Annotated in this window: 11 protein-coding genes and 1 pseudogene; 10 read left to right on the forward strand and 2 right to left on the reverse strand. The window is 62.4% G+C overall.

Going from position 1 to position 15,904, the window contains the following annotated elements; all coding sequences use genetic code 11:
* The first annotated feature begins 131 nt into the window (after positions 1 to 131).
* From HMPREF2537_RS05995 to HMPREF2537_RS06030, 8 genes and pseudogenes are all read left to right on the forward strand, one after another.
* A pseudogene (locus tag HMPREF2537_RS05995) lies at positions 132 to 479 on the forward strand (DUF2200 domain-containing protein).
* A gap of 607 nt (positions 480 to 1,086) precedes the next feature.
* Positions 1,087 to 2,064 carry a DUF2891 family protein gene (locus HMPREF2537_RS06000; protein ID WP_070526436.1) on the forward strand — a complete coding sequence of 326 codons (978 nt, stop codon included), beginning with the start codon at positions 1,087 to 1,089 and terminating at the stop codon, positions 2,062 to 2,064.
* Between the two features lie 418 nt (positions 2,065 to 2,482).
* Positions 2,483 to 3,136 (forward strand): sortase family protein, encoded by a 654-nt coding sequence (locus tag HMPREF2537_RS06005; protein WP_246820257.1) that lies wholly within the window; start codon positions 2,483 to 2,485, stop codon positions 3,134 to 3,136.
* Between the two features lie 287 nt (positions 3,137 to 3,423).
* Complete coding sequence (locus HMPREF2537_RS06010; RefSeq protein ID WP_070526439.1) at positions 3,424 to 4,113, forward strand: hypothetical protein; 690 nt, start codon at positions 3,424 to 3,426, stop codon at positions 4,111 to 4,113.
* A gap of 261 nt (positions 4,114 to 4,374) precedes the next feature.
* Entirely contained in the window at positions 4,375 to 5,136 is a 762-nt protein-coding gene (locus HMPREF2537_RS06015) for a 5-oxoprolinase subunit PxpA (protein ID WP_070526442.1), read from the forward strand.
* Positions 5,136 to 6,683 carry a 5-oxoprolinase subunit B/C family protein gene (locus HMPREF2537_RS06020; protein WP_070526444.1) on the forward strand — a complete coding sequence of 516 codons (1,548 nt, stop codon included), beginning with the start codon at positions 5,136 to 5,138 and terminating at the stop codon, positions 6,681 to 6,683. The genes HMPREF2537_RS06015 and HMPREF2537_RS06020 overlap by 1 nt, the downstream gene beginning before the upstream one ends.
* 24 nt (positions 6,684 to 6,707) lie before the next feature.
* Complete coding sequence (locus HMPREF2537_RS06025) at positions 6,708 to 8,507, forward strand: acetyl/propionyl/methylcrotonyl-CoA carboxylase subunit alpha (RefSeq protein WP_070526449.1); 1,800 nt, start codon at positions 6,708 to 6,710, stop codon at positions 8,505 to 8,507.
* A 22-nt stretch (positions 8,508 to 8,529) separates the two neighbouring features.
* Positions 8,530 to 9,129 carry a GntR family transcriptional regulator gene (locus HMPREF2537_RS06030; RefSeq protein WP_070526452.1) on the forward strand — a complete coding sequence of 200 codons (600 nt, stop codon included), beginning with the start codon at positions 8,530 to 8,532 and terminating at the stop codon, positions 9,127 to 9,129.
* Positions 9,130 to 9,473: 344 nt separating this feature from the next.
* On the opposite strand, the gene HMPREF2537_RS06035 is transcribed toward HMPREF2537_RS06030, so the two are convergent.
* Positions 9,474 to 10,253 carry a putative hydro-lyase gene (locus HMPREF2537_RS06035; protein ID WP_371441235.1) on the reverse strand — a complete coding sequence of 260 codons (780 nt, stop codon included), beginning with the start codon at positions 10,251 to 10,253 and terminating at the stop codon, positions 9,474 to 9,476.
* Positions 10,244 to 11,533 carry an NRAMP family divalent metal transporter gene (locus HMPREF2537_RS06040; RefSeq protein ID WP_070526455.1) on the reverse strand — a complete coding sequence of 430 codons (1,290 nt, stop codon included), beginning with the start codon at positions 11,531 to 11,533 and terminating at the stop codon, positions 10,244 to 10,246. The genes HMPREF2537_RS06035 and HMPREF2537_RS06040 overlap by 10 nt, the downstream gene beginning before the upstream one ends.
* A gap of 217 nt (positions 11,534 to 11,750) precedes the next feature.
* Between HMPREF2537_RS06040 and HMPREF2537_RS06045 the strand changes: the two genes are divergently transcribed.
* Positions 11,751 to 12,911, forward strand: a complete 1,161-nt coding sequence (locus HMPREF2537_RS06045) for an acetyl-CoA C-acyltransferase (RefSeq protein ID WP_070526458.1) — start codon at positions 11,751 to 11,753, stop codon at positions 12,909 to 12,911.
* Entirely contained in the window at positions 12,912 to 15,098 is a 2,187-nt protein-coding gene (locus HMPREF2537_RS06050; RefSeq protein WP_070526461.1) for a 3-hydroxyacyl-CoA dehydrogenase/enoyl-CoA hydratase family protein, read from the forward strand.
* Positions 15,099 to 15,904: the final 806 nt, after the last annotated feature.

The raw sequence follows: 15,904 nt of genomic DNA on the forward strand, positions 1-15,904 counted from the left end.
AAACCGTTTCGAGATGGCTGCGGGTGCCCTCTTTTTGGCGTTTCACAGCGTGATCAAACGGCAGCGGGAACATTACAGAACGGCAATGAACGGCCTCCCCGGACCATGAGGCCCACCGATATACTGCACCCATGTCTCACCGCATCTTTTCCGTGCCCTTCGCCGATATCTATCCGCACTACATTAAGAAGGTAGAGCGCAAAGGCAGGACTGTCAGCGAGCTCCACGAAGTCATCACTTGACTTACCGGATACTCAGTTGAGGGGCTGGAGCGGGTCCGCGAAGAGAAGGTCACCCTCGAGGAATTCTTCGAGCAGGCCCCGCATCTGAACCCATCCCGCTGCCTCATCACCGGCAGCATCTGCGGGCACCGTGTCCAGGACATCGAGGACCCACTGATGCAAAACATTCGGTACATGGACAAGCTCGTTGATGAGCTAGCCAAAGGAAAGACCATGGAGAAAATCCTTCGCAGCTAGCTTTCACCAACTGCGCTTTTAATGCTTCTAGCTTTAAGCCACGGAGGGGTACGGCGGTGCGGTCCTCTCGCGGAAGAAGTAGCGCGCGTGCGTGTGCCGGACGGACTCTAGGCTCTCAGCGCCAATGGCAACGAGTTCAACGTTTGGTTGTCGTTGATTTGATCGAGGTCGTGACGGGCAAGAGTTACCGCAGTGAGGGATCCAAACTCGGTGACGTTCAGTGCACCCGTTGGACGGTGATATTTGATGAGAAAAGCCGGCATACTATTTACCCCCCTCCGACTCATTGTCTGCCCGTCTCCTGTCGAGCTCACTAATGAGACTATACAACATCGTAAAAGTCCTTTTCCGCAATAACCGGGCTTCACGCAGCTCCACCGTTTCCACGAGGTTCTCGGCAAACGGAGAAGAGAGCACATCGAAGTCCATTCGCACTCCTAAAAATCTTGGATGCTCTCCAGCGGAATACTCGGCATTCTCCGCAGTTTCTCTACGATTACCGGCCGAGTCTTGACCCTCGAACCTATGAAAATCTATTCGAGTCCGGTTCCACACCGGAATCTGCCGAGCGCTGCAGCGGTACTCTCAGCTTTGCCATACTTGATGCATGACCACGCTAGAAACTTGTGCCAGCGCCTGGGCGGAAGCAATTGTGGTCGCACTCGAGCGCGAATTTCCCGCCGCGATGCACCACACGAGCACCAATGCGGATGAATGCACCGTGCGCCCACGCGAGCTACACCCCAGTTTCTACGGCTGCTTCGACTGGCACTCCAGCGTCCACATGCAGTACTCAGGCGCGCTACTAAACAAGGTTCTCGGACCGGAATCCCCCACCAGTCTTGCCGCGCTTCTCGACGATCGCCTCAGCCCCCAAGCCCTCACCGTCGAATACAACTACCTTGTCGAACACCCCGGGTATGAGATGCCCTATGGACGCGCTTGGTTGTTGCAGCTCGCCTCGGTTCGCCCGAGTGAAGCGATGGACAAACTCGTTGAACTAACCGCACAGCACTGCCACGACTGGCTTGAATCGCTCAACCAACCGGTGCGCCACGGCATGCATTCCAATACCGCCTTCAGCCTTTTCCTCATTCTCGAGGCCGCGGAGAAGATCAGGCTAGATTCACTGGCGAGCTCGGTGCGCGAGGCTGCCGTCCGCCTTTTCGGCAATGACCGCGACTACCCACTGGACTGGGAGCTTTCCGGGCACGATTTCCTCTCCAACGGACTATCTGAAGCACTACTCATGTCCCGCGTGCTGCCGGATTTCCCGCGTTGGTTTGATGGCTTTCTTCCCCGTCGTTCCGAAGCGCTGGACTTCTTGACCACAATCCCAGAGGTGCTCGATCCAACCGATGGCCTCCTCGCCCACCGCCACGGACTGGCACTGACCAGGGCATGGATGCTCGTTGAACTCGCCGAGCATTTCGATGCCTCCGTCCTGCCGCGCGCCCAAGCGCTGGCGGCCAGTGCGCAACCACAGCTTGTCGACGGCCACTTCATGTCCACTCACTGGCTCATCACCTACGCACTACGCTTTCAGCTCGCCAGTGAGCGGAAGCCCTTGGATGGACTTCGGTAACAAGCGATTGATGACGCGTACTTACGGACTAGTCACTTACTGAGTAGTACTGTAATTTTCTAATTATCGTTCTTCTCAGGAGCTCACCATGGATTCTCGCTACTCGGCACAGCGCGATAACTACCGCCTGCCAGAAGAAGGAATCCGTATTGATCTTCGTGCTGAACGTGCACGCCGTAGCCGATCTCTTCAAGGCCGCACGGATGCTACCTCTGAGCGCCCGCCCTACCGGCCACGACGCCGCCCCAGCCAAGAACGCCTAGCACCTTCTTCATCGGCCGCTACTCCCTCACGACGCTCCGCTTCTTTGTCGGCGCCTACCCGACCCGCGCCGACGCGAAAGGCACCAAAGAAGACAACAAAGACCGTAAAGCGGCACCAAGCAACAAGCCCTCGCATCCCTGCCAGCCGTCGCGGGATGGGGGTTCTCCTGATTCTGGCGTTGGTGTTCATCGGGATTGTCGCCGCGCTTAAGTTCAATAAGGAACCAGAGGTACCCGCGCCACAACCGGCCGACGTCGTCACGGAACCCGCCGCAGTCATCGAGCCCTCCCCCGCAATCGAAATGTACATCCCCGCGATTGACGTGCGCACAGATTTCGAGGAAGGATCCTGCCGAATCAAAGACAACAAGATCAACCCTGACTCGATGAATAAGGCCTGCACCTACACGGCGGAGGATAAACCTTATTCACTTCCCGGTACGGATGCTCAGGACATCGTGGTCATCGCCGGCCATACCGGCGCGGGCGTACCGGCAGTCTTTAATAATCTCTATGACGGCCGGGCAGATGAGCACAAGGCTTCCTTAGGCGACAAGCTTTACCTGCGCACGCAGAACTCCGGGGATCAGTGGCTGGTGTACACCGCAACGGATCTGCACGATCCCTCAAAGGAAGGCCTCGAACAGGATGAGAGCATTTGGGGCGCCGATGCCCAGCCCGGCCGCTTGCTCACCATCAGCTGTATCCAGCCAGCCAACCCTCTAGCAGCGGCGGTGCGCAATGCCGTGGTGGGATGGCAGTTTGAAGGCGTAGCTGAAACACCTGAAGCCGCCGCAGACCAAGGCTAGATCCACCCGACATACCCCCATAGAGGGGGATGGCCAGCTCGCCACACATTTATCGAACATTTTCCCAGTTCGCCTGTTTTCATTACGCATATTCCTGCAGGTCAGCAGACACCATGGGCCCAATCGAGCGAGCTTCCACATGTCGAACACGCAGTTCAATTAACGCGATAAGCGACCGTCATGCTAGCGAAACAAACTCTCCAAACCTTGTGGCCGATGTGAAAGTTGTGACTATTGTGGTTCACGTTGGATCGAATCACTCTCACCATCCTCACAAGGAGAAACTTATGAAGCGCATCAACCGCACTCTGACCGCAGCCGTCTTGGCTGGCTCCCTCGCACTCGGCGGCACCGCCGTTGCCTCTGCCCAGATTCCGGCCCCGGCCGAGTTTGAACTCGATGGCGTGACCTACCAGAGGCAGGCCGACGGTACCTACGCGCACCGCAACGAGGACGGCGAGCTGGACGGAACCACCAAACTGACCGAAGAGCAGGCACAGTGGGCTTGGGAGCAGCTGCAGGCTCAGCAGGATCCTGAAGAGGAGGCTCCCGAAGAGGACGCTCCTGAAGACGAAGCTCCGGTCGAGGAAGACGAGGACTCCTCCTCCGAGTCCGATTTCGACAAGAAGAAGCTGGCTTGGCTGGCTCTGCCGGCAGCCCTCGTCATCGGTGGCGTGACCTGGTACCTGTCCCAGGACGGCAAGACCTACGTGAAGTCCCAGGAGGCTGCACAGCAGGGCACCCCGACCGCTGAGGAGAAGGCCGCTTCCGAGCAAATGCTCAACGCCAACAAGGACGAGGTCATCGCTCAGGGTGGCCAGGTTGCTGACAACACCGCCGCACAGGCACCGGCACAGTCCCGCGGTATCTCCGCTGAGACCGGCTCCAACACCGTCGCTCGTGGCCTCGCTGCACTCGCCTTCGCAGCCATGATCGCTGCTGGCGCTTTCGCCGCTCGCCGCAAGTTCTTCGCCTAAGCACTAGGCTCCGCACACCGCGTTCCTCTTTTTCAAGGCAGAGGAACGCGGCTTTTGCGTTTTACCCCACACTCCCCCAGCAACATCTCAGTGACAGCACCAGACAGCCGTACCCCCATCGCCGTCGCGATGGGGGTACGTTCACTTCCCACAACTACACAGATGAGGGACACACTTCACAAAGTGGCGTGATGCGGGCTACACTAGGCACCCATAGATTGTTCAACAATTTGGGAACTACAGAAGAGGTGTCCTCCTGTTATGAGCGCGCTGCACATAGACCTCAACGCTGACCTCGGCGAAACCACCGCCGGCAACCCCGTGGCCGATGACGCCGCGATGCTCCAGCTCGTCTCCTCGGCCAACGTCGCCACTGGCTTCCACGCCGGCGACCCGCACTCCATCGCGGGCACCCTCAAAGCGGCCGCGGAAGCGGGAGTCACCGTCGGCGCGCACGTGGGCTACAACGACCCAGCAGCATTCGGACGTCGCTTCATCGATTACGCCCCTGCGGAGCTTGCCGACGAAGTCACCTACCAAATCGGTGCCCTCCAAGCCCTAGCCCAGGCCAACGGAACCCGCGTTGCCTATGTCAAGCCGCATGGCGCGATGTACAACACCATCGTCCACCACGAAGCCCAAGCCCACGCCGTTATCGACGGCATCAAGGCCTTCGGTGATCTGCCCGTCATGCTGCTGCCCGGCGGCATCGCCGTCGACATCGCCGAGCAGAAGGGACTCACCGTCATCCGCGAGGCCTTCGCTGACCGCAACTACAACCCCGATGGCACGCTCGTCTCGCGGCGAGAGGCGAATGCGGGGATGGGTGATGAGGGGGACGTCGTCAAGCGCGTGCTCGAGGTCGCCGAAACCGGATCCATCACGGCCATCGACGGCTCCGTGCTCAACGTGGATGCCCAGTCGGTGTGCACGCACGGTGATTCGCCCGGTGCGGTAGAGCTGCTGCGCGGTGTGGTCAAGGAACTGCAGGCGCGCGGGATTGAGACTCGGAGCGCTATCTGATGCATATTCACCCCGTAGGAACACGCGCGCTGCTCGTAGAGCTGGAGGACTTGTCCCAGGTCATGGCGTGGCACGCGGCCCTCGACGCCAATCCGCTCAAGGACCAAGTCGATGCCATTGCTGCAGCCACCACCTTGTTGCTGACCTTTGCCACGCCGAATTCCGCCGCCGCTGCCGCCGAGAAACTGCAGGATTTCCACCCCACCGCGCAGGCGGGCGAGGATCCGCGCTTTGTGGAGATCGACGTTCTCTATGACGGCGAAGACCTCGACGAGGCCGCCGAGTTGATGGGCATGTCACGCGAAGGCCTCATTGACTGGCACACGTCGACCGAGTGGCTCGCGGCCTTCGGCGGCTTCGCACCCGGCTTTACCTATTGCACCCCAGCGGACCCGGCACAGAACTTCAACATCGAGCGCCGCGCCACCCCGCGCACCGCAGTGCCGGCGGGTGCCGTCGGTATTGCTGGCGGTTTCTCTGCGGTCTACCCGCGCGTCTCCCCTGGCGGCTGGCAGCTGTTGGGCACTACCTCGACCCCGATGTGGGAATCTGATGCCCACCCGCCAGCGCTGGTCCAGCCAGGCGACCGCGTGCGCTACCGCGCGGTGAGCTCGCTCCCAGATGTTGTGTCGACCACGCCTTTCGGCCGCCGCACACCGGCGCGCCTGCCGCGCTTGGAGGTCCTCGATGCCGGGCTGCTCACGCTCTTCCAAGACCAGGGTCGCCCCGGCCGCGGCAACTTGGGTGTTACGCCCTCGGGTGCAGCCGACCTAGCCGCGGCGGCCACCGCCAACGTCGCGGTGGGTAACCCCCGCGGTGCCACCGTGCTGGAGAATATCGGCGGCATCCGCCTGCGCGCGCTGACCGACGCCGTCATGTGCGTCACCGGCGCCCAATCCCGCGTCCTGCTGGACGATATGCCGGTGCACCTCGCGCGCCCAGTGCTCGTCACGGCTGGTTCGACTGTGACTGTGGATCCCGCGGCGGTAGGCCTGCGCAACTACATCGCCATCCGCGGCGGCATCGTGGCGGATGCAGAGCTGGGCTCGGCCTCCACCGATGTGCTTTCCGGGCTGGGGCCTGCACCAGTGCGGCTTGGCGACGTAATCGGTGTCCTCCCCCGCTCCACCGCGATGACCGATGCCCAGCTGAGCAACCCGATGCGCGTTCGCGAAGGCGCGCACGGCCAGACCGAGGGCGTGCTGCGCTGCGTGCTCGGTCCGCGCGATGACTGGTTTACTCCTGAGAGCCTGGAGGCCTTCCTGGCCACCGAGTGGACTGTGACCGCACAGTCCAACCGCGTGGGCGTGCGCCTGGTCGGCCCGGAGGGCTCCGTGAGCTTAAGCCGCGCCCGCGAGGGCGAGCTGGCTTCGGAGGGTATGGTGGCCGGCTCCGTCCAGGTACCGCCGAGTGGCGAACCCGTGATTTTCCTCCGTGATCACGCCGTGACCGGCGGTTACCCGGTCATCGCCACGGTCCTCGAAGAAGATATTGACATTGCCGCGCAACTCCCGCCGGGAGCGACGGTCCGCTTTGAACTCGCTTAAACACTAGTAAAGGAACAACCACCCATGATCTCTGCAGTCCTTATTGCTAACCGCGGCGAGATCGCCGTCCGTATCGCCCGCACCGCGCGTGACTTGGGCATCCGCTCCATCGCCATTTACTCCGAGGCCGATGCCGGCGCCCTGCACACCCAGGTGGCTGACGAAGCTTACGCGCTGCCCGGTAACTCTGCGGCGGATACCTACATGAATATCCCAACACTCCTCGATATCGCCGTGCGCGCAGGCGCGGATGCCATTCACCCGGGCTACGGCTTCCTCTCGGAGAACGCCGACTTTGCCCGCGCCGTGGCCGAGGCCGGCCTGACATGGATTGGTCCCTCGCCGGAGTCCATCGAGCTGCTCGGTGACAAGATTGCTGCGCGCCGCGTGGCCGAGGAGGTCGGTGCCCCGCTGGCACCGGGTACCTCCGATCCCATCGATGACTGGCAGGAAGCCCGAGCCTTCGCTGAGGAGCACGGCCTGCCCATCGCCATCAAGGCTGCCTATGGCGGCGGCGGACGCGGTCTGAAGGTGGTGGAGAACCTCGAGGACATCGAGGCCGCGTTCAACTCCGCCGGCCGCGAAGCCAAGGAGGCTTTCGGGCGCGCGGAGTGCTACGTGGAGAAGTTCCTGACCCACCCGCGCCACGTGGAGGCGCAGATTCTGGCTGATACGCACGGCAACGTCGCCGTGCTGGGCACCCGCGATTGCTCCACGCAGCGCCGCTTCCAGAAGCTCATTGAGGAGGCCCCGGCGCCTGCGCTTAGCGACGAGCAGCGCACCGGCATCCACGAAGGTGCCCGCGCCATCTGCGCGAAGGTCGGCTACACCGGTGCAGGCACCGTCGAGTACATCGTCTCCGAGGACGGCACGATTTCCTTCCTCGAGGTCAATACCCGCGTGCAGGTGGAGCACCCGGTGACTGAGATGGTCACCGGCGTGGACATCATTGCGGAGCAGTTCCGCATCGCCTCGGGCGAGCCCTTGTCTTTCCTATCTGACGCTCCCGCGTCAGATACCTCTTCCCCGTCTGAAGCGCACGCTTCAGACGCTTCAGACCCCGTGTCCGACGGCCACGCCTTCGAGTTCCGCATCAATGCCGAGGACATCCTCAACGGCTTCGCTCCCTGCCCGGGCACCATTGTGCGCTTCGAGCCACCAACCGGCCCTGGCATCCGCGTGGACGCCGGCGTACGCTCCGGCTCCATCGTGCCGCCCTACTATGACTCGCTCGTGGCCAAGCTCCTAGTATGGGGCCCGACCCGCGAGATCGCGCTGAAGCGCGCACAGCAGGCCCTCCAGGAATTCGACATCGAGGGCGTGCGCACCGTCCTGCCCTTCCACCGCGATATGGTCTCCTCCCAGGTCCTCGTGGACCACGGCGATGCCGATGCCGCGGCCGGCATCTACACCGACTGGCTCGACCACAACTACCGTCCCTCCGCGGAAGCCACGAGCGCTACCGTCCCCGTCGAGGCCATCTACGCGCAGCGCACCCGCGTTGCGCTGGAGATCGACGGCAAACTAGTCAGCGTGGGCTTCCCCACCGATATGTTGGCGCAGGGACAGGTGAAGGGGGCGCCGGCAAGCGCGGCCTCCGGTGCCAGCGCCAGTGGCAACGAAGTGACCAGCCCCTACGAGGCCAACCTCGTGGCATGGAACGTCGAGGACGGCGAGACGGTCGAGGAAGGCCAGGCCATCGCCACGATTGAGGCCATGAAGATGGAATCCGCGGTCAAGGCTCCGTCCGCGGGCAAGCTGAGCCGTGTTGCGAAGGAGGGCTCGAGGTTGGAACCCGGCGCGGTAATCGCCACGATTTCTTAAGCGGCGGGCTACTGTAAGTCGCATGCTTGCAGATTCCGTCGCCTCCGCGCTCCGCGCCGCCATCTCCGAGGGCGAGTACATGCCTGGGCAGCAGCTCAGCGAGGTCCGCGCGGCCGAGCGCTTCGAATGCTCCCGCAACACCCTGCGGGAGTCCTTCGCCATGCTCGCTTCCGAGCGCATCGTGGAGCGCATTCCGCACAGAGGCGTTTTCATCGCCACCCCGGATACCGATTTCGTGCGCGATCTTTATCTGGCGCGCGCCGCCATCGAACCGGCCGCGGCGCGCTACGCCACCTTCGAAGACCCGGGCGAGCTGGTGCGGCTGACCGAATCCGCCGTGCAAGACGGCGCTCCCCGCCCCCTCATCAACCAGCGCTTCCATCGGCAGCTGGTCGCTGGCTTGGGCTCGCCGACGCTGGACCGCTCAATGTCGCACCTGCTGGCGCGGATGCGCCTGACCTTCTTGTTGACGCTGGAGCGCTACCCGCAGATTCACGATAACCACGTGCAAGCCAACATCGACTTGGCTCACCTCATCGTGCAGGGTGAGCGCGAGGCGGCCGCCGATGCCTGCCGCGCAGACTTGATGCGCGCGATGGACTCGATTCTTCGGGTCCTCTAACCGCGCCTCCGCGGCACAGGACCGCCCGCGTTTGCAGGTACTTCTTTGCCCGCGGCTCCGTTTTCGCCCGCAGGCCTGCCCTGTGTTTACGGGCTCTCTTCGCCTGCGGTTCCGTTTTCGCCCGCGCAAACGGCTATTGACCGGGCTTCGGCACAGTTCGCAGATGCCATCTGCGGGATGCCTTTTGTGAGATGCCATCTGCTGTCGGGCCACGCGGCAGCGTGCTCGGCGCCGTAGTCGGAGGTGCGCCGCGACTATTGTGAGGTGCCTAGTCACGGCAGGGGCCGTGGCGGCGTGGAACGGAGCGACGAGGCTCAAAAGCACTCCAGCCGCTTGCGTAGAAACTACGGGATGAGGAAATCGCGGTCCGGGATGTCGGTAACGAGCATCTTGCCCGGGGCATGCGTGATAGCCAGACTGGGCCGCGAGTTCATCACGATGGCCTGCGGAGTCACGCCGCACGCCCAGAAGACCGGGATGGTGCCCTCCGGGATGTCGACGGCTTCGCCGAAATCGGACTGCGACAGGTCCTCGATGCCGATGGCAGCTGGGTCGCCCACGTGAACCGGGGCACCATGGACTCCCGGATAGCGGGAGGTAATGCGGACGGCATCGGCAACCTGGCTCGCGGGGATGGGACGCATGGAGACCACCATCGGCCCCGAGAAGGCGCCCGCCGGCGCGCAAGGAATCGAAGTGCGGTACATCGGCACGTTGCGGCCCTGGTCAATGTGAGCGATGGAAATGCCGTTTTCTACAAGCGCATTCTCAAAGGTAAAGGAACAACCGATGAGGAAGGAGACGATGTCGTCGGAGTAGAAGGGGGAAGCGTCGCCAAGCGTCTGCGTAAGCTTGCCGTCCTCGTAAATGTTGTAGGCGGGAATGTCCGTGCGGATATCGCCGCCCGGGATGAGTTCAGAGGTGAACTGCCCGGCCTCCAGCACGCCCACGATGGGGCACGGCTTGGGGTTGCGCTGCGCGAAGAGCAGGAAGTCGAAGGCGTACTCGCGCGGCAGCGCAATGAGATTAGCCTGCATGAAGCCGCGGGCGTGGCCGGCGGTGGTGGTCATGTCGTGGGCGCGGGCGAAGGCGCGCACTTCTGCGGGAGTCTGCATCATGCCCATAGGTTAACGATTCCCGAGATGGACTTAACGCCGATGAAGATTTCCAACAGCAGCGCCAGGACACCAGCGATGAGCAGCCACATCGGCTGCTTAACACCGTGCGTGAGGTCGTGGCGCTTGAACGCCACCCACATGACCATGGCGAAAGCGATGGGCAGGATGATGCCATTGAAGGCGCCCGCGAAAATGAGGAGCTTCTGCGGTGCGGAATTAAGAATGCCGAAGAGAATAGCGCAGACAACGATGAAGCCTACGGTTAGGAAATTGCGGGTGCGCGGGCTGACCTTCTGGGTGGTCACGAAGGTGATCGAGGTGTAGGAAGCACCGATAACGGAGGACAGGCCGGCAGCGAAGAGGACAACGCCGAAGGCGCGGAGACCAAATTCGCCAGCAGCGTGGCGGAAGGCATCGGCCGCCGTGTTGTCCTCAGAGAGCGCAACGCCAGTCGACACAACCCCGAGGACCGCGAGGAAGAGCAGCACGCGCATGATGCCGGTGACGATGATGCCGAGGACAGAGGTCTTGGTAATCGCATTGACGTTTTCCGGGCCGGACAGTCCGGAGTCAATGAGGCGGTGCGCGCCGGCGAAGGTGATGTAGCCGCCCACGGTGCCACCAATGAGGGTGGTGATGACGAAGAAGTCAACGCTTTCTGGCATGACGGTGTTCTTCAACGCCTCACCCACCGGCGGCTGAGAGACAATCGCCACGTAGAGCATGAGCAGAATCATGATGGCGCCCAGCGCGGCGACGATGCGGTCAAGTGCGACGCCGGCTCGCTTGGACAAGAAGATGAAGATGGCGATGGCGGAAGCAATGAGGCCGCCGATGCGGGCATCGATGCCCAGCAGGGCGTTAAGACCCAAGCCCGAGCCAGCGATATTGCCGATGTTAAAGACCATCCCGCCGATGAAGACGAGAATGGCGAGGAACCATCCGAGGCCAGGCAGGACGGTGTTGCCCAGCTCGTTGGCGCGCATGCCGGAGATAGCGAGGACGCGCCACACGTTCAGCTGAATGGCGATGTCGACGATGATCGACAACGCAATCGCGAAAGCGAAGGCCGCACCCATCTGCACGGTGAAGACGGAGGTTTGGGTCAAGAAGCCCGGGCCGATGGCGGAGGTGGCCATGAGGAACATGGCGCCTGCCATGGCGCCGATGCCCTTGGGGGCCTGTGCCTCGGTCGGCGCGTTCTGTTTAGTTCCCTGGGCTGCTTCCTGGGAAGTTTTCTGGGAAGTTTTCTGGGAAGCGGAGGGGTTGGTGGATTCCAAGCTCATTGTTGGGCACCTTTCGTGACGAAGGTCGCATTAAACGTTGGTGAAAGCATAGGGGTTGTTGAACAATCTGTAAACAGCGCGGGGGTGGCGCACGTTACACCCTGTGGAAACTGCAGCGCCACACACACCTGGATGCAGGCCCTATTGCACGACACTAAAAAGTGACCTAGGATACGGCTTTAACTAATAGCGATTCGTTTAATCTACGGAGGAACTCATGCCCCAGGACATCTACATCGCAGGAGCCGCGCGCCTGCCTATTGGCAAATTTGGAGGTAGCCTGGCCCGCCTTTCCCTCACTGATCTCGGTTCGCTTGCCGCCGAAGCAGCTATTGATCGTTCGGGGCTTACTGGTGCAGATCTCGATACCGCCGTGGCCTCCAACGTCATGCCCGTTGTGCCGAAGGACCTCTACCTCTCCCGCGCGATTGCCCGGAACGTAGGCATGCCGGACTCTTCCACCGCCATGGGCGTCAACCGCCTCTGCGGCTCCGGCGTCCAGGCCGTCATCAGCGCGGCGCAGCTGCTGCAGTCTGGCGACGGCTCCCTAGCTCTCGCCGTCGGCGCGGAATCCATGAGTAACGCGCCCTACTCCGTCGAAGGCGCACGCTTTGGCAAGCGCATGGGTGACGGCAAGCTCTACGACTGGCTTACCGGCGCGCTCTCCTGCCCCTTCGGCACCGGCCACATGGGCGTGACCGCAGAAAACGTCGCCGCCGATAACAACATCTCCCGCGAGCGCCAGGACGAGTTCGCCGCCGAGTCCCAGGAGCGCGCCGCCCAGGCCCGCGCGGAGGGCGTCCACGCCGAGGAAATCGTCCCCGTCGGCGAGCTGGACTTTGATGAAGCGGTGCGGGAGACGGACGTCGAGAAGCTGGCGAAGCTCAAGCCGGTCTTTGTTAAGGACGGAACCGTCACCGCCGGCAATGCCTCCGGCATCAACGATGGCGCGGCGGCCGCCGTGCTGGCCACCGCGGAAGAGGTGACCAAGCGTGGCTTGGACCCGCTGGCGAAGATTGTGTCCTGGTCCATCGCGGGTGTGGACCCGACGCGCATGGGCATCGGCCCTATCGCTGCCGTCCCGAAGGCGCTGGAGAAGGCCGGGCTGAGCTTGGAGGATATCGACCTCATCGAATCCAACGAGGCCTTCGCCGCCCAGGCCATCGCCGTGCAGGACCAACTGGGCTTTGACCCGGCGAAGACGAATATCTATGGCGGTGCCGTCGCGCACGGCCACCCGGTCGGTGCCACGGGCGTCATCCTGCTGACCAAGCTGGCGTATGCGCTGCGCCACCAGGGCAAGCGCTATGGCCTGGTCACCATGTGTATCGGCGGCGGTCAGGGAATCGCCATGATTATTGAGAATGGAGCGAAGTAAATGAGCATCACCAAGGTAGCCGTCATCGGCGCGGGTTCGATGGGTTCTGGCATTGCGGCGCTGTGCGCGTCGGCAGGCATGGACGTCGTGCTCCTGGACCAGAATGCGGAGGGCGCCCAGCGCGGCGTCGATATCCAGCTCAAGCGCAAAGGTTTTCACCTGCCGGAGTTCGCCGAGCGCGTGCGCGCCAGCGATGACTACGCCCTGCTGGAGGACCGCGAGTGGGTCATCGAGGCCATCTTCGAGGACTTGGGCGCCAAGCATTCGCTCTATCAGGCCATTGAGCCTCATTTGTCTGCGGACGCTCTGTTGAGCTCGAATACCTCAACCCTGCCGCTGGCCTCCCTGCTTGAGGGCGTTCCGGAGACCCGCCGCGATAAGTTCGCCATCACGCACTTCTTCAACCCGCCGAAGGTCATGCTCCTGGTGGAACTCATCGCTTCCGGCTCCACGGAGGCTGCTCTGCGCACGACCATCGAGCAAACCCTGGGCAAGATCGCTCTTGAGTGCCGCGACACCCCCGGGTTCATTGCCAACCGCGTGGGCTGCTATTGGATGGCCGCCGGTGTGGCCCGCGCCCGCGAGTTCGACGTGAGCTACGAGCTTGCCGACGCCGCATTCGGCCGCGCCTTCGGCATTCCCCGTACCGGCATTTTCGGGCTGCTCGATTACATCGGATTGCAGCTGGTCAAGCCCATTTGGAAGTCGCTGGAGACGGCCCTGCCTGCCGGCGATCCGCTTCTTGACGTCCCCCTCGGCGATGATCCCTTCATCGAAGGTCTCGTTTCTCGGGGGCTGACCGGCCGCACTGGTGAAGGCGGCTTCTACCGCAGCCGAAACGAGGTCATTAACGCCTCCTACGACTACGTACCCCGCTCGACGTTGTCCGATCCCGTCGTGGGCCTGAAGGATCCCCGCGAGGTCATGGACACCGACTCCCCCGGCGGCCGCTTCGCCCGCGCCGTCTTCCTCGACACGCTGGCGTATTGCTGCGAGGTCGCGCCCTCCATCGCGGACCATGTGGGGCTCATCGACGAGGGCCTGAACTTGGGCTTCGGTTGGAAGAAGGGCATCTTCGCGCTTGCCGACGCCATCGGCATCGACCACGTCGCCTCCGCTTACGGCCCAGACGTTCCGGCATTGGTCTCCGCTGCTGCTCAGGCGGGCGGCTTTTATGGCGAGGGCTCGGTGCTGTCCTCGACGGGTTCGCGCCAGGAACTCGCGCCGCGCGAGGGTGTTGTCACTCTGGCTTCTCTTGATACGGAGACCATCGTGTCTCTGGATGCGGGCGCGGTCCACGCGGTGTCCACGTCTGCTGGGCGCATCGGCATCATCGACCTGCACACGCCGATGAACTCCATGCCGACTCCGGCCCTCGAGGTTATTCGCGCTGCTCTCGACGCTGTGTCCTCCTCTAACCTTGTCGCTCTGGTCATTGCTAACGACAAGCCGGTCTTCTGCGCGGGTGCGGATCTGGCTTCCATTGCGGCTGCGGGCGAATCAGGTTCTGCTTCGCGCGTCGAATCATTGATTGCGGACGGCTCGAAGACCCTGCGCGCACTCAAGTTCGCCCCGGTTCCCGTGGTGGCGGCTGTGCGTGGTGTTGCCTTGGGCGGCGGCTTTGAAACCGCTTTGGCCTGCGACCGCATCGTGGCTCACGCCGATACACGCCTCGGTTTCCCGGAGCGCACCGTGGGTCTCTACCCAGGCTGGACGGGCACTATCTCCTCGCTGGAACGCCTCAAGGCGGCCGGTGTCGAGGACTATCACCAGAAGGCCTTCGACTTCATTGCCTCGGCACGCAATTTCTCCTCTGCTTTCGAAGCCCAGAAGGCTGGCTTCTTATCCTCAGATGACGTCGTGCTCATGTCCTTCGACCACGTCCTCGCCCGCGCTCTGCTCGAGGCCGCCGACCTGGCCGCCTCCTACACCCCACCTGCAGACGCTTCTATCGAAATGTACTCCGGCTCCCCCGCCTTGGACCGCGACTGGCCTCTCGAGGGAACCACCGAAAACGACCACGTCATCGTGGCCAAGCTCGCCGAGATGTACACCGGCTCCGGCTCGCTGAGCTTCACCGAGTTCTGCGACCGCGAGGTGGAGTACGACGTACCGCTGGTCCTCCTGCCCGCCAACGTGGAGCGCGCCAAGCACATGGCCGCGACCCGCAAGCCGCTCAACAACTAGCCTGCGCCACCCTCATCGCAAATGGTCCCCTTACTCTGGTCCCCTTTACTCAGCAAAGGGACCATTTGTATGGGGTTTTGGTGTGGAGATGGTCCCTTATCAGCACTAAGAAACCAAAGTAGAAGGACCATCTAAACTCGGCGGTGCTTGATGAGGCTCGCTTTCCACCCCACCACTATGCGCTACGGTGCGACCTCACAGCCTTGAGCGCTGCCCGCACCTCACTGACCACTCGTGGTCTTTCATAAAGCAATTCGCTCGGGGAATACGGCAAGACAACAAAGCCTAGATTCTGGATGTGCTTTTCACGCTGCCGCTCCGCCCGGATGACCTCATCCACCGGTTTGCCGTAGGTGATTCCGTCATATTTCACATGCCCATCAATAACGAGTTGGACGCGATTTTCGTAGATAAGCGCAGTAGCGGGCAAGGCACGTTCGTCCCGATTGACTTTGACGCGGTCGTCAAAGCACGCACAAGACGTGTGAAGCTAACATTGTAAGTATTGTGGGCTCGCTACACCACAACGCTGGCCCAGCCGGGCCAGCGTCACTACAGCTACGACCGGTTCCGCCAACTGGTTGCCTCCCATGTCGACGCGGCCGGGCTGACCGCCCGGATCACCCATGCACCAGGGCATACGATGCAGGTGGATTGGGCAGGTACGAAAATGCGCCTGTACGACCCTTCAAGCACACCGGGGTGAAAGTCACCATTTTCGTTGCTTTGTTGCCGTATTTAGGGATGCTCTTTGCATGTGCGTGTGCTGACCAGCGGCAGGGCCTGACCCCCGGAAAGTAGACACG

The sequence above is a fragment of the Corynebacterium sp. HMSC074E01 genome, from assembly GCF_001808885.1.
Lineage (GTDB): Bacteria > Actinomycetota > Actinomycetes > Mycobacteriales > Mycobacteriaceae > Corynebacterium.